This is a genomic window from Enterococcus plantarum, assembly GCF_001730295.1.
Lineage (GTDB): Bacteria > Bacillota > Bacilli > Lactobacillales > Enterococcaceae > Enterococcus_L > Enterococcus_L plantarum.
The window spans coordinates 112,144-130,240 of the sequence record NZ_MIKA01000045.1 but is presented as its reverse complement, the minus strand read 5'-3'; the positions used below and the strand labels follow the sequence as shown (position 1 = coordinate 130,240).

At 35.0% G+C, this 18,097-nt stretch carries 20 protein-coding genes and 2 pseudogenes; 5 read left to right on the top strand and 17 right to left on the bottom strand.

All coding sequences use genetic code 11. The features are described from left to right. Nucleotides 1-83 precede the first annotated feature (83 nt). Nucleotides 84-740 carry a DUF998 domain-containing protein gene (locus BCR22_RS11580; RefSeq protein WP_069655039.1) on the bottom strand — a complete coding sequence of 219 codons (657 nt, stop codon included), beginning with the start codon at nucleotides 738-740 and terminating at the stop codon, nucleotides 84-86. 311 nt (nucleotides 741-1,051) lie between these two features. On the opposite strand from BCR22_RS11580, the pseudogene BCR22_RS16045 reads away from it, so the two are divergent. Beyond that, nucleotides 1,052-1,158 (top strand): annotated as a pseudogene (locus BCR22_RS16045) (alpha/beta hydrolase); the annotation flags it as partial. 194 nt (nucleotides 1,159-1,352) lie between these two features. On the opposite strand, the gene BCR22_RS11575 reads toward BCR22_RS16045, so the two are convergent. Continuing rightward, nucleotides 1,353-4,352 carry a sulfatase-like hydrolase/transferase gene (locus BCR22_RS11575; RefSeq protein ID WP_083241828.1) on the bottom strand — a complete coding sequence of 1,000 codons (3,000 nt, stop codon included), beginning with the start codon at nucleotides 4,350-4,352 and terminating at the stop codon, nucleotides 1,353-1,355. A 414-nt stretch (nucleotides 4,353-4,766) separates the two neighbouring features. Beyond that, nucleotides 4,767-5,504, bottom strand: a complete 738-nt coding sequence (gene truA, locus BCR22_RS11570; RefSeq protein WP_069655038.1) for a tRNA pseudouridine(38-40) synthase TruA — start codon at nucleotides 5,502-5,504, stop codon at nucleotides 4,767-4,769. Nucleotides 5,505-5,677: 173 nt separating this feature from the next. Between truA and BCR22_RS11565 the strand changes: the two genes are divergently transcribed. The 3 genes from BCR22_RS11565 (at nucleotide 5,678) to BCR22_RS11555 (ending at nucleotide 7,793) form a co-directional block, all read left to right on the top strand. Further along, nucleotides 5,678-6,004 carry an ArsR/SmtB family transcription factor gene (locus BCR22_RS11565; RefSeq protein WP_069655037.1) on the top strand — a complete coding sequence of 109 codons (327 nt, stop codon included), beginning with the start codon at nucleotides 5,678-5,680 and terminating at the stop codon, nucleotides 6,002-6,004. Beyond that, entirely contained in the window at nucleotides 6,005-6,937 is a 933-nt protein-coding gene (locus BCR22_RS11560; RefSeq protein WP_069655036.1) for an ABC transporter ATP-binding protein, read from the top strand. It abuts the gene before it with no gap. A gap of 85 nt (nucleotides 6,938-7,022) precedes the next feature. Beyond that, nucleotides 7,023-7,793 (top strand): ABC transporter permease, encoded by a 771-nt coding sequence (locus BCR22_RS11555; RefSeq protein WP_069655035.1) that lies wholly within the window; start codon nucleotides 7,023-7,025, stop codon nucleotides 7,791-7,793. A gap of 90 nt (nucleotides 7,794-7,883) precedes the next feature. On the opposite strand, the gene BCR22_RS11550 is transcribed toward BCR22_RS11555, so the two are convergent. The 5 genes from BCR22_RS11550 to BCR22_RS11530 all read right to left on the bottom strand — a co-directional run bounded on the left by BCR22_RS11550 (nucleotide 7,884) and on the right by BCR22_RS11530 (nucleotide 12,351). Then, nucleotides 7,884-8,621 carry a DeoR/GlpR family DNA-binding transcription regulator gene (locus BCR22_RS11550; RefSeq protein WP_069655034.1) on the bottom strand — a complete coding sequence of 246 codons (738 nt, stop codon included), beginning with the start codon at nucleotides 8,619-8,621 and terminating at the stop codon, nucleotides 7,884-7,886. A gap of 123 nt (nucleotides 8,622-8,744) precedes the next feature. After that, nucleotides 8,745-10,118: a PTS transporter subunit EIIC gene (locus BCR22_RS11545; protein ID WP_069655033.1), complete on the bottom strand. Its 1,374-nt coding sequence runs from the start codon at nucleotides 10,116-10,118 to the stop codon at nucleotides 8,745-8,747. Nucleotides 10,119-10,169: 51 nt separating this feature from the next. After that, nucleotides 10,170-11,096 (bottom strand): sugar phosphate isomerase/epimerase family protein, encoded by a 927-nt coding sequence (locus BCR22_RS11540; RefSeq protein WP_069655032.1) that lies wholly within the window; start codon nucleotides 11,094-11,096, stop codon nucleotides 10,170-10,172. A 129-nt stretch (nucleotides 11,097-11,225) separates the two neighbouring features. Further along, complete coding sequence (rpiB, locus tag BCR22_RS11535; RefSeq protein ID WP_069655031.1) at nucleotides 11,226-11,663, bottom strand: ribose 5-phosphate isomerase B; 438 nt, start codon at nucleotides 11,661-11,663, stop codon at nucleotides 11,226-11,228. Nucleotides 11,664-11,703: 40 nt separating this feature from the next. After that, nucleotides 11,704-12,351 carry a ribulose-phosphate 3-epimerase gene (locus BCR22_RS11530; protein WP_069655030.1) on the bottom strand — a complete coding sequence of 216 codons (648 nt, stop codon included), beginning with the start codon at nucleotides 12,349-12,351 and terminating at the stop codon, nucleotides 11,704-11,706. Nucleotides 12,352-12,562: 211 nt separating this feature from the next. Between BCR22_RS11530 and BCR22_RS11525 the strand changes: the two genes are divergently transcribed. Next, a complete protein-coding gene (locus BCR22_RS11525) occupies nucleotides 12,563-13,570 on the top strand; it encodes a LacI family DNA-binding transcriptional regulator (protein WP_069655029.1) in 1,008 nt (335 codons plus the stop codon). 230 nt (nucleotides 13,571-13,800) lie between these two features. Here the strand turns inward: BCR22_RS11525 and BCR22_RS11520 are convergent, their stop codons facing one another. From BCR22_RS11520 to BCR22_RS11485, 9 genes and pseudogenes are all read right to left on the bottom strand, one after another. Then, on the bottom strand, nucleotides 13,801-14,271 hold the full coding sequence (locus tag BCR22_RS11520; protein WP_069655028.1) for a JAB domain-containing protein: 471 nt from the start codon (nucleotides 14,269-14,271) through the stop codon (nucleotides 13,801-13,803). 47 nt (nucleotides 14,272-14,318) lie between these two features. Beyond that, nucleotides 14,319-14,507 (bottom strand): annotated as a pseudogene (locus tag BCR22_RS16115) (DUF960 domain-containing protein); the annotation flags it as partial. 12 nt (nucleotides 14,508-14,519) lie between these two features. Beyond that, a complete protein-coding gene (locus BCR22_RS16110; RefSeq protein ID WP_141706575.1) occupies nucleotides 14,520-14,636 on the bottom strand; it encodes a DUF960 family protein in 117 nt (38 codons plus the stop codon). A 100-nt stretch (nucleotides 14,637-14,736) separates the two neighbouring features. Then, nucleotides 14,737-14,997 carry a hypothetical protein gene (locus tag BCR22_RS11510; RefSeq protein ID WP_069655027.1) on the bottom strand — a complete coding sequence of 87 codons (261 nt, stop codon included), beginning with the start codon at nucleotides 14,995-14,997 and terminating at the stop codon, nucleotides 14,737-14,739. A gap of 26 nt (nucleotides 14,998-15,023) precedes the next feature. Next, nucleotides 15,024-15,287: a hypothetical protein gene (locus BCR22_RS11505; protein ID WP_069655026.1), complete on the bottom strand. Its 264-nt coding sequence runs from the start codon at nucleotides 15,285-15,287 to the stop codon at nucleotides 15,024-15,026. A 22-nt stretch (nucleotides 15,288-15,309) separates the two neighbouring features. Then, nucleotides 15,310-15,615 (bottom strand): hypothetical protein, encoded by a 306-nt coding sequence (locus BCR22_RS11500; RefSeq protein WP_069655025.1) that lies wholly within the window; start codon nucleotides 15,613-15,615, stop codon nucleotides 15,310-15,312. A 19-nt stretch (nucleotides 15,616-15,634) separates the two neighbouring features. Beyond that, entirely contained in the window at nucleotides 15,635-16,993 is a 1,359-nt protein-coding gene (locus BCR22_RS11495) for a Tle-like phospholipase domain-containing protein (RefSeq protein ID WP_069655024.1), read from the bottom strand. Further along, nucleotides 16,993-17,511 carry a hypothetical protein gene (locus tag BCR22_RS11490; RefSeq protein ID WP_069655023.1) on the bottom strand — a complete coding sequence of 173 codons (519 nt, stop codon included), beginning with the start codon at nucleotides 17,509-17,511 and terminating at the stop codon, nucleotides 16,993-16,995. Before BCR22_RS11490 ends, BCR22_RS11495 begins: the two co-directional genes overlap by 1 nt. Nucleotides 17,512-17,682: 171 nt before the next feature. Further along, nucleotides 17,683-18,096 carry a hypothetical protein gene (locus BCR22_RS11485; protein ID WP_069655022.1) on the bottom strand — a complete coding sequence of 138 codons (414 nt, stop codon included), beginning with the start codon at nucleotides 18,094-18,096 and terminating at the stop codon, nucleotides 17,683-17,685. Nucleotide 18,097 lies beyond the last annotated feature (1 nt).

Here is an 18,097-nt window from a genome sequence, read left to right as displayed (position 1 = left end):
ATCTTTGTAATTCGTATTCTATTCATCACTTTTATTCTAAAGGTAGCTAAATAGAATCAAGAGAATAGCCAAGGTTTTCCAATTTAATTCTTTGTGTTACATTTCCTTTTTTTGATTTGGTTTCGTGCAAAGATGATGATTGGCAAGTAATTAAACAGAAAACTCACTCTCTGACAAAGACCAATCTGATTCAATACAGGCAACTGATTGATTGTAGGAATTCGTGCCAAACCATATATACTTGCAAAAACAATACTAACTAAAAACAACATCAAATAAACACCACTTTCCCTTTTTTCCTCTCTTTTTTGATACAGTAAATATAAAAAAAGTGGAAAAAGAAGGAAGCCAATATACCCTAAACCAGAGCCAATATTATGGATCCAAGTAGATAAATTCCAATTTGCTTGCTCAGTATCAATGCTGAATAAGCCAGTAAAAATACAATCTCCAACTCCATAAAAACCGATTGCTAACGCCAGCAAACTGGCTAATTCTCGCGAGGTGCTCTTAAATGTTTGGTACACTGATGGAATTGCCAAAACGAATAATAAGCCAGACACTACAGACCAAATCAAAAATTCTTGTCTGACGGGGCTGTCAATATCACCAAACACACTAATTACCATAGTCTTTTGGTTCATATTTGGGTAAAAAATCCCCAGAATGTAAGGCGTTAAAAAATCGCTTATTGCACCGAATAATAAAAAGTAATTGCCATATTTTTTTAACCCGTTCATTGTGATCCTCCTAGTTTATTTTTCTATCTGTTTAGTCATTCTAATTATACGCAATTATGAGGTAATTTAATAAAATTTATTCTTTAGTTCGAAAAAAAATGGTGTTTCTTTTGCCTTTCATTTTAGCCCTCTGTTAGCGAATGTTTTCACAAATGGTATATATGAACACAAAAAAATAGGCAGCCACTCATTAAATCAACCATCTATTAGGAGGAAACTACTATGTTAACTAGTGATATTCTAGCACTGCGTATCCAAATGCGTGAAATGCTGAAAAGCGTGATACTTTTATGGAGAAAGGAACTGTATCGTTTTATATGATGTATTTAAAAACCCAACGATTCACCGTGGTAAACTTCAACTATCGTTTAGCGCCTGATTTCAATATCCTGCTACTTTTGAAGATACCAATTTATTAGAGATGAAACTAAAACGATTACGAGTCTGAGTCCTGTAGTATTGAAGGATGGATAATAGTCACTATAACCTAAAAAAGCCCCAATAAAAGGACAAGTATTACCTCGTCTTATTATTAGGGCTTCTTTTTTCTGAAATCGCTCATAGTTATTTAAGCCTTTATCTCAGCGCTTATCAGATTTAGTTAAGAAGTTTTTATTCATTCCATGATTGCATTGCCCATTCAGATGCATACTCTTCACCAGCAGTTAAATCATATTGGAGCAAGCGATAATCTTGCAATAGTTCTTTTTGTTTGTTTGTTAATTTATCTTCTGTGATTGACTCATTTTTATTAGTAACAAAGATTTTTTGTCCATTATAATTATTCGATATACTAGCTGAAGGATCCGTTGTGGATGCTAAAATATCATTTGTAACTCTTGTCATTAATGCATAAAATGGCGTTATTTTAACATTTGCTTGTTGTAATGCTAGCGCCGGGAAATTGTATGGAGAAACAATTTTTTTATTTACCTTTTTACTTCGTTCTCGACTATAGCGATTACTATAAATAAAATAATCTGTCTCGTGCTGAACTAAACCATACTTGCTCATATTATTACCACTATAAATCGAAGGTAGATGGTCACCATAAAAGACAAAGGTAATCGGTTTTTCAATCTTATCCAACTCTTTTATAAACTCTTCCACTGCTTCATCAGTATAATGAATACCTTGCATAAAAGTGCTTAGTTCTTGTTGTCGATCTTTCACCACAGCTGTGCCGCTAAACGAATAATTATTTTCATGGTAGAAATTTTCTTTATACGGCATATGATTTTGCATCGTAGATAATTGGATAAATTGAGTTTTATCAAAATTATCATTGATTTTTTCCAAGGTCTCTTTATACGCTGACGCATCAGAAATATAAATATGATCATCGATTTTGTCTTCATAAGTCAGTTTATCCGGACCATCTACGTAATAAAATTTATCAAAGCCAAACTTATTGAATACATTTTTCCGATTGTAAAGACTCGCAGCATATGGATGGATAGCGATACTCTCATCAAATAGATTTGTTATATTAGGAGAAATCTGCTGTTTTTCCACCAATTGAGTATATGGCGTTGGTAAGGTTGGAGAAAGATTACTAATGTCCAAACTTGTTAATGAACTCCATTCCATATTGGCTGTTCCACCGCCGTATCCATTTGACAACATCCAGCCGCTCGTATTTTTCTTCATTGTTTGACGAATATACGGTATCGGATCATTCTCTATCGTCAGATTAGGCACTCGCTTTGGATCACTAAAACTTTCACTTAGGTTGAAGACAAATGTTTCATTCTCAGCCCATTCTAACCGGTTACTATTAATCTCATTCGCTTCTTTATCGTACTTTTCCATAATTTTTTGGATTGCTGTTTCCGAATACCCTGCTGGCTTATCCATAATCGTAATATCGATATTATTCAAAAACTGAACGATAGGTCCATTGATTTGAGCACCTAATTTCTGATTATAAAAATAACGATTCACTCTAAAAAAGTTAAACATTAAATAAGATGGTGAATTTTTATGGTTGACGAAAAATAGACTTGAAAAAAAGACGAGTATAACTATCATCACAGTGATTCTTTTTTTCCCATTTGGTTTTAAATCGTATAACTGTCGTGCTCTTCGTTCTAATAAATAACTGGACACAGCTAATACGAAGACAACGATCACCCCGATAAGAATCACAAATGGATTGACCATATCAAGAATTTCTTTGATCCCAGTCAACATTTTTAGATCTGCTGGTAATACAGGCTCTTCACGTAATGACATCTTAAGATAATTGGAAATAGTAATCAATAAATCAATCATCAATGTCAGGACAAACGAGTGCCAAAATTTATTCGTAAGAACAAATAACAACAGGAAAAACATCATGATTATCAAAACATTCAACACGATGGGTGCTTGTCTCTTCAGTAAAATAAAAGCATATGAATTAACAGTATCTGCTACACTTACCTTTATTTTAGATTCAGAAATCAAAAACATCTGGACAATTGTAAAACCATAAAAGAATGCAGCGGTTAACACCAGTCGGCGTTTTTGAGAGAGCCATTTAGACACTGCTAATACCTTATTCTTCACTTCATCAACTGATTCAACCCTCACTAATTTTTCCAACCATTTAAACACGGGTGTTTTTTGAAACAAGAAATTAATGATTGTACACAAAACGGCTGCACCTAGCCATAGGACTGACGAGAGGATGATTGCTTTAAACCATAGAGCACCTGATTTTTCATAAGGTTTTCTATAAAATGTTCCGATGAAATAGGTGGCTACAGGCGAATTAATTGCGACTTGTGTACTTATTAACGTCGTTGCAATTATTGAAACGGGTACATTTAGTTTAAGTCTTTTCCTACTTTGCAAAGTAGCAAATAAACTTAGGGTATAGTACATCCCTAGAACGGAAAACGGCACACAAAAACGAAGCGCTGTTGATGCATCTCCGCGCATAAACATGGAAATCTTGGTCATAACAAAAATGGAACTGATTAACAAGACTCCACTAAACAATAAATGCAGAATAGGCAAGCGTACTTTTTGAACTAAGTTTAACCTTTTTAAGGCATATCCTACAAAAAGCAAATAAAAGATCCATACAACATTTTTCCCACCTTGAGCAGACCAAATGTCTTTACTAAACAAGGTTGGTAACAATACAAACATTGATGAAGTGAGCAGCAACCCACTTTTTATTTGCTGATCAGAATTGTCATCCCACCAACGAACGATCTTCGGTAAACATAACAAAGCCAATACACAAGAAACCGCATAACTATAATGGTTTTGGCTGATTGGAAAGAAAATCGACCAATAGTCTTTCACGTTCAACGACTTTTTAGTAACATAGAAAAAAATATTTACTAATAAAGACGTAGCAACGTACATCAAATAATAACTACTAATGTTTTTTAAAACTTTCTTGTCCTTCATTTTACTCGAATTGAATCCTAGATAGATCGGAAAAATATTTACTCCGACCATCACAATTGTATTTATCGTCTGATAAATATAAAACCGACTTGCATAACTACCATACTCTGGAACAACCGTTGCAGATTGCAACACCCTTTGAATCACCATGAACAGACAGGCTACAATTATTGGAATATAATTTAGCCTTAATGACTTTTCTTTCACTACAAAATCTCCCTTTACTAATTAAATCTAACTCCTAATTTATTTCGTACATTCGCTAGTATAGCATAAAAATACACAAGTAAATCACAAATATCCGCATTTTCTTGAGAAAATCAGATTTTCAAGATTTTCTCAGTTCGTTTTTCACAAGAAAATGATCGATTTATCGTTCAAATAAAAAGTATTAGGCGCCCAGGTAAAACTTGCGCGCCTAATACTTTTTGTTATAATTACCAGACCTTTCTTCACTGTTTTTTGTTCATAAAATAGTGAAAATATTTTTTATCGCTGTACTTACTTCCCACATGTCATTTTAACCTGGTGCTAACGACAACTTTAAACACAGAATACTATCTCTCTAAGTATTTGCGTTAACAATCAAGTATTGCTTTACGATGATTTTACTAAACACACTTAATAATAAACCTCATCTAAAAACAAGCCTTGTGCTGGGACCGTCATTCCAGCTTCACTCCTGATTTTACTTTCAAATACTTCATCAATAACCTCTAATTTCATTGTGCCAGATCCGATTTCTAAGATCGTGCCCATAAGAATTCTAACCATTTTATGCAAGAAACCATTCCCAACAAAGGTAAAATGAATCAGATTCCCTTCTTTTTGGATTGATAATTCATCGATTGTCCGAGTCGTAGATTTTTTCGTCTTTTTAAGAGAAGAAAAACCAATAAAATCATGGGTCCCAGTTAACTTACGACAGGCTTCATTCATTAATTCAAAATTAAGTTCTTCAGAATAATGGAAACTATAATTACGTTCAAAGGCAGAAGGAATTGTATTGTTCCAAACATAGTAACTATATTGTTTATCTTTGGCATTATATCGAGCATGAAATCTTTCGGGGACTTCTTCTGCTTTTTTTACAACAATGTCTTGTGGCAAATAACGATTTAGAAAGTCAATCATCTCAGACAGCACCATTTTACTATCTGTTTTAAAATTCGCAATTTGCCCTCTTGCATGCGTTCCAGCATCCGTTCGACCAGAACCAATGATTTCAATTCTTGTCCGCGTCATTTGTGTTAAGATATTTTCGATTTTCCCTTGAATTGTTTTATCCGAATCACCTAGTCTTTGCCAGCCCTGATACCTAGTCCCATCATATTCGATCGTTAATTTAATATTTCTCATCGTATTCGTTTACTCCTCTTAAAATGCAATTTTTCTTTCGTCCTACTAGTATTCCTTTCTATTATAACAGATTCAGTAGCATCACTTTGTTTTAAAAATAAATCACCTTGACATTCCATTTGTGTTCCTCTATATTAAACATAGACATCTATCTATATTCAGGAGGAATCGATATGGATTACGAAAAAATTTCTTTAATACTCAAAGCTATGGCTGATCCTAAACGAATGAAAATCATCGATTTGCTATCTTATAGTAGTATGTGCGCTTGTGACGTATTGAAGCACTTTGACTTTACCCAGCCAACGCTTTCTCATCATATGAAAGTGTTAGAAAGTGCTGGGATTGTCTCTGTAAGCAAGCAAAGCCAATGGCATCATTATAGTTTAAGAGAAGACTTTGTAAAAGAGTTTATGGGCTCTATGGTGCAATTACTTTCTGACAGCAGTTCAGAGTGTCTTTGCCAAAATACAAAAGAGTTAGAAGGAGACATTGATTAAATGACGTATGCACTAGAAATAAACGACCTAAAAAAAATCTACGGTAGTGGTGTCGAGGCCCTCAAAGGTATCGACTTAACTGTAGAAGAAGGCGATTTTTACGCACTTTTAGGACCAAATGGCGCTGGGAAATCAACTACAATCGGTATTATCACCTCGCTTGTCAACAAAACATCTGGGAAGGTAAAGGTTTTTGGTTATGATCTAGATAATGATTTAGTTCTTGCCAAACAACAGATTGGGCTCGTTCCACAAGAGTTTAACTTTAATCCATTTGAAACAGTCGAACAAATCGTGATCAACCAAGCGGGCTACTACGGCGTCTCGAAAAAAGATGCACTGAAACGTAGCGAAAAATATCTGAAGCAATCAGATTTATGGGAAAAACGAAACGTCCGTGCCAGAATGCTTTCAGGTGGTATGAAACGTAGATTAATGATTGCACGCGCTTTGATGCATGAACCTCGCTTACTTATTTTAGATGAGCCTACAGCAGGAGTCGATATTGAATTAAGACGGGAAATGTGGGATTTTCTAAGAGAGTTAAACGAAAATGGTACTACAATCATTCTAACAACCCACTACCTTGAAGAAGCTGAAATGCTTTGTCGAAATATCGGAATCATCCAATCTGGTCAGTTGATTGAAAATACTAGTATGAGAACACTACTAGCCAAATTACAATTTGAAACCTTTATCTTTGATCTGGCTCCTTTTGATAAGGAACCTGAAATCATAGGGTACAAAAGTATCTTTGAAGATGAGCAAACCCTTGAGGTAGAAGTCGAACGTAATCAAGGATTGAACGGATTGTTTGAACAGCTGACTACACAAGGGATACAGGTACTTTCCATGCGTAATAAATCCAACCGTTTAGAGGAGCTATTCCTTAAAATCACGGACGAAAAACACCCGATGGATGCCAGTTATTAAGCTAAGGGAATAGTTACGCTAGGAGAATCAGATTGGTTTTTCTTTTTGAAAAATCACTACATTGATATGAATAAGGAGAATAAAAATGTTTAAGTTATATTTCACGGCTCTCAGAAGTCTTGCAGTAAAAGAAACCAATCGCTATCTGCGAATTTGGGTACAAACGTTGGTACCACCAGTAATCACTACATCACTTTATTTCGTTATTTTCGGAAACCTGATTGGCGGACGGATTGGCGAGATGGGCGGATTTTCTTATATGGAATTCATCGTCCCTGGACTCATCATGATGTCTGTCATCACAAGCTCTTATGCCAATGTCTCTTCCTCATTTTTCTCACAAAAGTTTCAGAAAAATATTGAAGAACTACTAGTTGCTCCAGTTCCAACGCACATTATTATTTGGGGATTTGTCTTCGGGGGACTTGGCAGAAGTATTCTAGTCGGTACACTCGTCACAATGATCTCCCTATTCTTTGTCCCCCTTCACGTTTATTCTTGGTCTATTGTGATTATTACCCTTCTGATGACCGCTATTTTATTTTCATTGGCAGGTCTCTTAAATGGTATTTTCGCACAATCTTTTGATGACGTATCGATTGTGCCAACTTTTGTTTTACAGCCTTTAACCTATCTTGGTGGGGTATTTTATGCAATCTCAATGTTGCCGCCGGTCTGGCAGGCTATTTCAAAAATCAATCCAATCGTGTATATGATTTCAGGTTTTAGATACGGTTTTCTTGGAACGATCGATGTACCAATCCTATTTTCTCTGATTATCTTGATTCTTTTCATATCAGTACTTTATGCCGTTTGTTGGTATTTGATTGATCGAGGGCGTGGTTTGAGAAGTTAACGATGCTATCTATGAGTATTTTTGAATTTTATTGAAATATAATGAAGCACGTCTCTAAAAAAAAGAGAGACGTGCTTTATTTTACATTCCCTATTTGGAAATAATTGTCATTTCTTTACCTAGATCAGAATCTGCTTTATCCGTAATCAAAATGACTTCATTTAATTCAAAAGATTTCACCGCAGATGTTTTATGAAACTTAGAACTATCACACAGTAGAAATGCTTTTTTCGCATGATCAATTACAGTCTTCTTCTTGATTGCTTCTACTAAATTAGGTGTTGTTACTCCAAATTTCAAATCGATACCATTTGCGCCTAGAAAGGCCTTATCAAAAACATATTTTTGGATATTTGCTTCAGCTAACGGCCCACTTAATGAAGAAATTTTAGGATCGTAGGTTCCACCTAAAATCGTGACTTCCGCTTCAAACTCTCCTGTCAATCTAAGTACATCCGTATTGGTCGTAATGATCCGAATCTTTTTTTTAAGTAATTCTCTTAGAAGCGTTGTACAGGTTGAGCCTGAATCTAAATAAACCGTTTCTCCAGCAGCTACTTCACGAGCAGCTAGTTCAGCTATATAGCGTTTTTCTTTCATTTGTAAACTAGCTTTCGTTGCCATCGGTAACTCTGACACACTTGAAGAAATCTTGACAGCACCTCCTGATAAAGTCTGTACTTTGTTTAGTCCTTCTAGTTCTTTTAAATCACGTCTAAGAGTTGAAATTGATACTTCAGGTATTAACTTTTGTAATTCCTCAATTCTGATCAACTCTCTACTCTCTAGTATTTCAATAATTTTTTCTTGTCGAATGTATGGAATCATAAGAAACTCCTTTCATTTTTTTCATTACTATTGCTTGCAAGAAGATTACCCATTCTTAAAATACCATAAATCTGGATAAATAGTAACGAAATCAATGCATTTGAAAGAAGTTATTTTTAGATGTTACGATAACAGTTCGTCTTTCTCTGTAAACATATAGGCTAACACGGCTGACGTAACTAGTGAAATAGCTAATCCAATCATAGCCTGAATAAAGTTTGACGCATTATCTGTCACAAAAGCTGGAAAGGTTGTTACACTCCCAAACACAAAGGCATTGGTTACAACTTTCATCAGTCCTAAATAAGCACCACCCACGGCACCACCAATAATTTGAGCTAAAAATAATTTTTTGTTTTTTACTAATAAACCAAAGAGTGTTGGTTCAATAATTGCTGAAAGTGCAATCGTTACGAGACCTGTTACGGCAAAACTACGCAATTTTTTGTTTCTCGCTTTACAATATACGCCAATCGTTGTACCAATAACGGCAAAGTTACAAGCAAAGGTAAACGGTACAATATAGTCAAAACCATATGTTGAAACATTATTGATCATGATTGGATTAACAGCCCAGTGAATCCCTAAACTAACAAGCACACTCCAACCACCACCAATCAAAATACCTGTCAAAATGCTACTTCGTTCAATCAACCAATTCACCACTTGAGCCACTGCTTCACCACTATAGACACCAATCGGCCCAATCACGATAATAGTTAATGGAATCATTACCGCCAAGGAAATCAGCGGTACAACCACTAATTTTAGCGTCTCTGGAACTTTTTTATCTAAAAACTTATATAGATAAGAAAACGCCCAAATGGAAAGAATGATCGGCACAACTGTTGAATTGTAATTCATCAAAACCACGGGGATTTTCAAGAAGCTTGTTGTTGCACCGTTCCCAGTATCTCCCATCAATGCAATAAAGTCTGGATTTAATAATGCTGCACCAATCAGAGCAGATAAATAAGGGCTGGCACCAAATCTTCTAGCTGAAGTAAACGCTAACAAAACTGGCAAAAAATAAAAGACACTCATCGACGCTACATTTAAGATACTGTACGTTCCGCTATTTTCCGATAAAATCCCCGTTTGGACAGCTAAAATCAATAAGCCTCGTAAAATTCCTGAACCAGCCAATGCAGGTAATAGTGGAGCAAAAATTGCCGAAATAGCTGAAAAAATGGCACTTATCAGATTACCAGAACTCTCTCCACTAGTATTCGCTTGAACGTTGCTATCTTCACCTGTGACGAGTGCTTCAAATTCATCATATAATTTGGGAACTTCTGTCCCAATCAAGATTTGGTATTGTCCTGCTTTATTGACAACATTGACAACACCATCGATTTCTTTCACAGCTTCGTCATTTGCCTTTGAAGGATCTTTCAACGTTAATCTCAAGCGTGTAGCACAATGGGTCATATTCGCTAAATTATCTGGACCGCCAATATTTTCTAATATTTCTTTTGCTGCTAATTTGAAATCCATTTTTATTCACTCCCCGGTTGTTTTTATTCTTAGAATCACGTATTAGAAATCTTAAGCTAAGATTTCTAATACTAAATCACTTACTTTAACGGCACTATTTTGTTTAATGATATCTGCAATGTATTCCATCCCTAGTCGGTCAATAATGGCATCAATTTTTTTGATCATGTTGATATTTCTTTCACACTCTTCTACAGGATCTTCAATAATTGGGAATGTATCAAAATAGAAAGCGTGATCATAATTGTGTAACTTCGTATAGTAAATAAATTCGATCGTCTTAATCAAGCTACTTGTACCAATCATTAAGCCATCATCGTTTAGCCCATAACCATCATTTAAATGAACCCCAAATAATTTTTGACGACTGCCTAAGATGCTCGCGCCGTATGCTGGATTTTCATGTTTCATTAGCATGTGGCAATAATCTAAGGTAATCCCTAAATTTTCACGACCAACCTCATGAACCATTGATAAAGCAACTCCGAAACTATCTAAGAATGCATAGGCTCTTGGTTGAAACGGCTTGTACTCAATGCTGATCTTAAGATCAGGCGCATAGTCTGTAATTTCGATCATACAGGCTTTGATTTGGTTCCAAACTTTTTCATAGTCAATTTGGAATGAATAATCAAACCCATCAAATCCTAACCAGATTGTGACTACTTCTCCCCCCACTTCACGACAATAGTCACAAGCTTCTTTACATAACTGAACGGCATTGTCCGAAATGGTCTGATCCGAATTTCCCAATTCACCGTTGATAAACTCACTTCTGAAGCGTAATGCGACGCCATTTGCTTGTAAATTATTTTTCTGTAAAAGCTCTTTCATCTTTCCAGCCTTACTATTTTCTACATGTTCTGGATAATTAAAATCAACATGGGTTAACCCTAAACGGCCAAACTCTTGTAACACTTCTTCTACATCATTATTGAACTTCGGTAAAAATGAGTTGATTCTTGTTGCTAACTTCATTTTTATTCCTCCTTTTCTCTTCTACTCCCCCATAATAGCATCTCTTTTTTTCAATTACAACCATTTATTTTCAATTTATTCCATATTTTATCAATTATATTCAAAATTTCAGAGAAAATCTATCTCTTTTTATTTTTCCATTTGCTGCATCATCTCGACTCGTTTGCCATGCCTTCCACCCTCAAACGTAGCTTCTAACCATTCTTTTACAATCATTTTAGCCAGCTCACTGCCGACCACTCGTGAACCAAATGCTACTACGTTCGTATTGTTATGCTCTTTTGAAAGCTTAGCTGAATATGGTTCACTACAAACAACTGCACGAATGCCCTTTACTTTATTCGCAGCAATCGAAATTCCAACACCTGTGCCACAGATTAAAATTCCAGCATCCACATTTCCGGAAGCAACTTCTTCCGCCACTTTTTTTCCATACAGTGGATAATCCGTCCTCTCTGATGAGTATGCGCCGAAATCTTGCACCTCGTGTCCTAATTCTTTTAAATAGTCTACGATGATTGGTTTTAGTTCAAATCCTACGTGGTCATTCCCAATTGCTAGTTTCATAAACTTCTTCCTCCTATTTTGATTCCTAGACCTTGAAATTTTAGGCTCTCAATTTCGACAATGTTTCGCTATAGGTTCCAGTTTTGCCAAATAACGCTGAGGTTCCTAACACAAAACCCGCTACACCAACTTTACTTAATCGTTCAACTTTTTCTGGTGAAATTGCGCCATCTACCATCACTTCAAAATCATATTCTTTTGATAAAGCGACTAACTTTTCTATTTTTGGATCCGTATATGCTAAATACTTTTGGCCAGCAAACCCTGGATTAACCGTCATCACCATCACATACTCTACTAACGGTAATAGCCCTTGAATCATTTCAACCGATGTTCCTGGGTTAATCGCAATCCCAGCTTTTTTTCCCTTTTGATGAATCGTTTCAAGTGTTCGCGCCACTTGTTGGTCTGCTTCTGGATGAATATAAATAATATCTGCGCCAAGATCTGCAAACATTTCAACATACTTGCTCGGCTCTTGGATCATCAAATGGACATCTACAGGTTTATCCGTAACGGAACGAACTAATTCAAAATCTTGCAACCCCATTCCAAAATTGGGGACAAAACTGCCATCCATAAAATCCATATGAAAAATATCGATGCCTGCTTGATCAAGTTCTTGGGTCTCTTTTTTGAGATTAGAAAAATTGGCGCACATCATAGACGAGCATAATAATTTGGTCATCGCGTTCCCTCCTGATTTGAGATAACGATTACCCAAGTGCCGAAAAAATATTGAGTAATCGTTTACCTTCTTTCGTGGTTAATATATCACCAATATTTTGACCTGTCAACTAAAATTTCCAGTGAAAATTTGTATTCAATGTCTTTTTATGAGAAAATGTGGGTAAATATGTAAGAAAAAAAGAGAACGATTACGCAAGAGGATACCATTTATGACAAACTATTCGATTAAAGATATTGCTGAAATAGCAGGTGTTTCTGTCGCCACTGTTTCAAGAGTTATCAACGATAATGGACGATTTTCTGAAGAAACTAGAAAAAAGGTTCTAAAAGTTATTGAAGAAACAGGATACAAAATGAATTACAGCGCTAAAAATTTACGTATGAATAAATCATTTACGATTGGTATATTGGTGCCGGACATCAGTAACTATTTCTTTTCCGATGTTGTTCAGCGTTTAGAAGAGATTTTATTTGCTAAGGGGTATTCCACCATTATTTGTAATACGTCCAGAAGTTCAGAAAAAGAGCTTGCTTATTTGCGGATTTTAGAAGGCAAAGGTGTTGATGGGCTAATTGTTATTTCTGGTGCAGAAGCGTTTGAATTTGCTTCTTCTAATGCTGAAAAAAAGATTCCTTATATTTGTATCGATCGAGAGCCGAAAATGAAAGAAGATACTATTTTTATTTCGTCCAATCATTATCAAGGTGCATTTGAAAGTACAGAAGAACTGATCCACGAAGGCTGTCAACACCCTGTTATCGCAATGCACAATCAAAAATCGACAAGTGCGAAAGAACGCTTGAAAGGGTTTAAAGATGCTTTGAAGAAAAACAGTATTCCATTCGATCAAAAACAGCATCTGCTTGCTGTTGATATTGAACAGTCTGATTTTGAAGAGAATTTGCTTGCTTTTCTCAAGAAGAATCCAAGTACAGATGGGATTTTTTCTATCAATGATCTCATTGCTTTAGAGTTGATGCGAAGTTTGAAGAAGAATCAGATTGCTGTCCCACACAAAATTAAATTGGTTGGCTTTGATGATACTGCTTTTGGAAAATACACGACGCCGTCCCTTTCATCGGTCAAGCAAAATACGGATTTAATAGCCAATTATGCCGTAGAATCATTATTAGAGTTGATTAATAAAAAAGGGGAATTAGGCAGACAAATCATCGTCCCGGTTTCATTGGTTTTAAGAGAATCTAGTATATCTTAATTAAAACGGTTCTTTCCAAAGTATATTTAGTGTCCATTTAATTTCACAATTACTGGATTGCTTATTTGACGTGACTTTAGTAAGAGAAAAACTCAAAAAAGAATGTCACTCTTGAGCCAAAAGTGAATTGGACTTATCAATTACTGTAACATCTTTTAGTTGGAAGCTAGTTTTTTTCTTCCGTTCTATGGTATAAATATAACCTTATGAGCTTACCTCTTAAGGCTTCATTACTTACTATCGGTTATATATCTTTCTGCTTTCATAGACAGATATTTCCCTCCACTACCAATTATCAGATGATCCTGTAAATTGATTTGAAGTAATCGACAGGCTTTTTCTAACTTCGCAGTAAATTCAATATCCGATAATGAAGCGGTCACACTACCTGAAGGATGATTATGCCCGACACAAATAGACACACTATTTGATAGGAGCGCCATCTTTAAGATATCTCTAGGAAAAGCAAGTGATTGATTGATGGTTCCTATATGAACAACTTGAATAGCCGTTGGCTCATTTTTTACGTTTAAACCAGCGACCACCAAATGTTCTCGATCTTTTGTTTCAATAAACGGAGCGAATAACTCATAAACAGCTTGAGGACTAGTACAGGTTCTAGCGGCGTAAAAAGTTGAGGCTTCTTTTACCAGTTCAAGACTAACAATAGCTACACGTTTTCTCGGTTGGTTTGTTTTCATGTTTTTCTCCTTTATGATTGTTGTAGTTGGTTCTTAGAAAAATGCAGTTAATAATCTTCTGGTAATGACATAGTTTGATGACTACCATCATCAATTACCCATAATTTTTCAATTTGGAAATCAGGCATCTTTCCCTTTATGGTGTAGGTATGATAATCAATGAAAAATGGTTCTTCTTGTCGATGAATCACTTCAACTTCTTGGCGTTGGTTATCTGGATTGAACTCAAAGATTTGTAAGTAGTCTAATTATGTTTCAGCTTCCTTTTTTTTTTCGATCAATTGCCAGCAATAGAGCTGGATTTCTTTTGGTACTTTTTCGTTCAGTCCATTCGTGATGTAACGATTTTCTTTGTTATCAAACATTTTATTCCCTCCTTAAAACACAAAAATAGACCAACCACCATTTAAGATGATTGATCTTCATAGATATAATATATAGTTATTTTTGAGCTAGATACATTCCTTATAACTGATTTACATCGGTTTCCTTAATGACATGGAATTCCGTCCTTCTTTTTTCGGGCGTATTCTCGTATTTCCTATCCCAGGAATCAACCACTTTTTTCATTTCTTTTAAAGTTCTCTCTATTTCTTCAAAGTGTTTATTGGCTTCTTTTTCTGTTTTCAACTGGCTTTCTAAACTTTTGAGTTGGGCATTCTGTCCAATTTCACGAATCTTTTGACGTTGTTCTTCCTTGCGCAGTTCTAATTCTTTATCATCCACTAGAAACACACCTTTTTCTATTTCAATTAAAATTTATCTAGCATTTTTCCTTGTTCATCTAAAACTTGTGTTACTTTCTTTCCAAACTGCCCTTTTACTGTCTCCCCTAGACCACTTGTTGCAGAAGTAATGGAACTTTTTGCACTTTCTGATTCCGTTTCTCCAGATTTTTTTGTTTTTTTCACAAAACTATCTTTTTTTTGAACAAGTGCCATTGCAGTGGCTTGAGCGCTCATTTTTTGTAAATTCTTTTTATATTCTTTTAATAGTTTTTCGATTGCTTCTAACACGTAATCATACTCCTTTTACGGTTTAGTTTGTTCTTGAAGTTTTTTTACGATAGGCTTGTTCTGCTTCGTCTTCTTTTAACGAAAGGGTCCGTTTCTCTCTGTCTAATTCTGAGAAAAAATCTTCTTCAAGACGTGATAGCTCACGTCTTGCCCATTCCATAGGCTCATTTGTTTCACCAAATCGTTGTACCTGCCGCTGCATTTCAGAATAGGTATCATTCGTTGCTTGTTCCGCTTGTCGCCTAATTCTTGTCAATGCGTCAGATTCTTCTTCAAGTTGTCGTCTCGTTTGTTGATAATCCGCTAATGCTTGCTCTTCTTGATCCATGCTCGTATCTCTCCCTTTTTTAGGCGAGTTGTTTCGCTAATTCTTGGTCTCGTTGAACTAATTCACCTATTTTTGCAGTGATATCTTTGGTTAGGGTACTAAATTTACTACTCATTTGATGTGCTAAACTGAGTTTTTCTTGAAATTCTTGTGAAGGAATCGTCACCATGGTTTGTTCCGTACACCCCATTGCCTGCATAGCATCTAAAACTTCGCCATAAGATAAGTCAGGACAATTACGTTGAATCGTCGAACGTCCTTCTTGCCATATTTCTTCTAATTCCCTAATCGCATCTTTGTAGAGCTTTACGACGTTCTCCATTGCCATGTCAAATTTTGAAGATGCAAGCTTTACAATGGTTAGCGCTTGGCTATCGTCTAAATAGATTTGTTCATTTCCAGATAAACCGCCACCACTAGCAGTAAATTTTTTACGTAAAACGTTCAATTTGGTAAAACTATCAATTTGAGTTTGAAGCCACTCATTTTCTTTTTTTAATTGTTGGTACTCTTTTTTACTGCCACTTTTATGTACACCATACTGTTCTAATCTGCGCATTTGCATCTTATTTTCAACGATACTTTGCGCTAAAAGGGTTTGTTCAATTGATATCCCACCATTTAAGTCAGAATAAATGACTATATCCCCATATTTATTAATATAATTCCCTTTTTTATCTACTTTGAATTGATCTCTTGAATGACCAAATAACTTCCACCCTTTATTATCGATGCCTATACTTAAGAATGGTATTTTCTTCTGACCACCAGTCATCCAACCACTAGTTACCGTATCAGATGTATCATAGATATTAACAATAACCCCTTTATAATTTTTAATCTGTGCATCCGTTAAACCCGAACCAGCAGCACCATATGTAATAGCATTATATCCTTTTAAAACAGCAATATAGATAGCTTCTGCACCACCTAATGAATGTCCTGTAGTAGAAATAGTGTAACCATCTTTTTTAGAATAACGTTGCTCAATAACATTAGCATAATCTAAAGCAGACTGAAAAGCACCATTTGCATGTTTGTCATTTTGAGCGATTTCTCGGACATCGGTTTTTATATCCTGCCATCCACTTGTTCCTGCATAGGCAATCGTTATGTCTTTTTTTACGACTGATTCAGGATACCCAGGTATTTGCTTCAAATATTCTGTTTTTTTATCCTTATATTCATCCCTAATTTCTGCTACAACCATGGCTTGCATACTGTTGTTTTTTGGAGCTTTATCTGTACCAATTTTATCTTTATTCGTGTCTACTTTATCTAGAATGATATACTCTTTATTTTGTGATCGTTCATTAACTGGTACATTTCCGTTTTCAACTTGATAAACTTGATCAGAAAATTGTCTATTTTGATCCATTAGTTCACCGTCCCCTGATAATAAACAATTTTTTGAGTAGGCATACTAGATTCTGTTTTTTCTGGTTTCTCCTCAAGATAATAAGGTCCTTCTCCTGAGAGTGTTCTTATATTGTAGATTAATTTATCAGTTTCTGCCGAAACAGTATCTAGAGAAACACTATCTTCATAAACATTGTTTAGTTTAAAATAAACTTTAACTGTATTCATTGGAGTAACTGAAAAATTCGTAAATTCAACGCTTTCAATACTAATCTTTTTTTCCATTTCTTCTAATTTTTCAAAAAATTGAGACTCCGTTAAATTACCGTTTCCATTATTAAATTCGTTAAATATTTTCTTTTTTTGTTTTTCGTCAATAGTAGATAGTACGTAATTATTATACAAATAATTAGCTAAATCAGTTTGAATCTCTATTAACTCTTGTTTGTCTTTCTCTCTGTCCATGTACCATTTACCTCCAATTATTAAGCCTACTAAAATTATTATAGCTAAAGCTATGAATGCACTTTTTTTCATTCGTTTCTCCTTAAAGTAAGAGTAATTTAACTATAACATAATTATTGAATTCATAAAACTACGTATTAACAATATCTAGAGTATAAAATTAATGTTGTATAACCAACATTCTCTCAATCAACTAAACATTGACAACCTTCATTTTATTTTCTTACCACCTAATTAAAAATTTCAAAAATAATCCAATGCACTATCTTTAGATACAAGAAAGACTTTTATGCCTAATTGTTTAAGTGGTCTCTGTATTTGGTCAATTTGTTTCTTGTGCATACTATTATCAGGCAAGGCAATCGCAGAAATCGTGTGTTTATCATCTTGATTTAAAACTTTTAATGCCGCAATGACTGCTTTTCCAATATGATTCTTTACCTGATTATCATTGAATGGCATACCATACCTAGCAGAATCTTCCATTGACGATGTCGCTCCTTTAGCTTCAATACAGATTTTTTGTTTCGCTCTAAAGGCTTCGATGTCAATTCCTGTTTGTGTTGTAGTTGCGTATCTTTCTATTGTGTACCCTTGACTATTTAAATAGCTCTTCATAATTTCAACTACTTCATTTTCGGTCAATAATTCATTCATT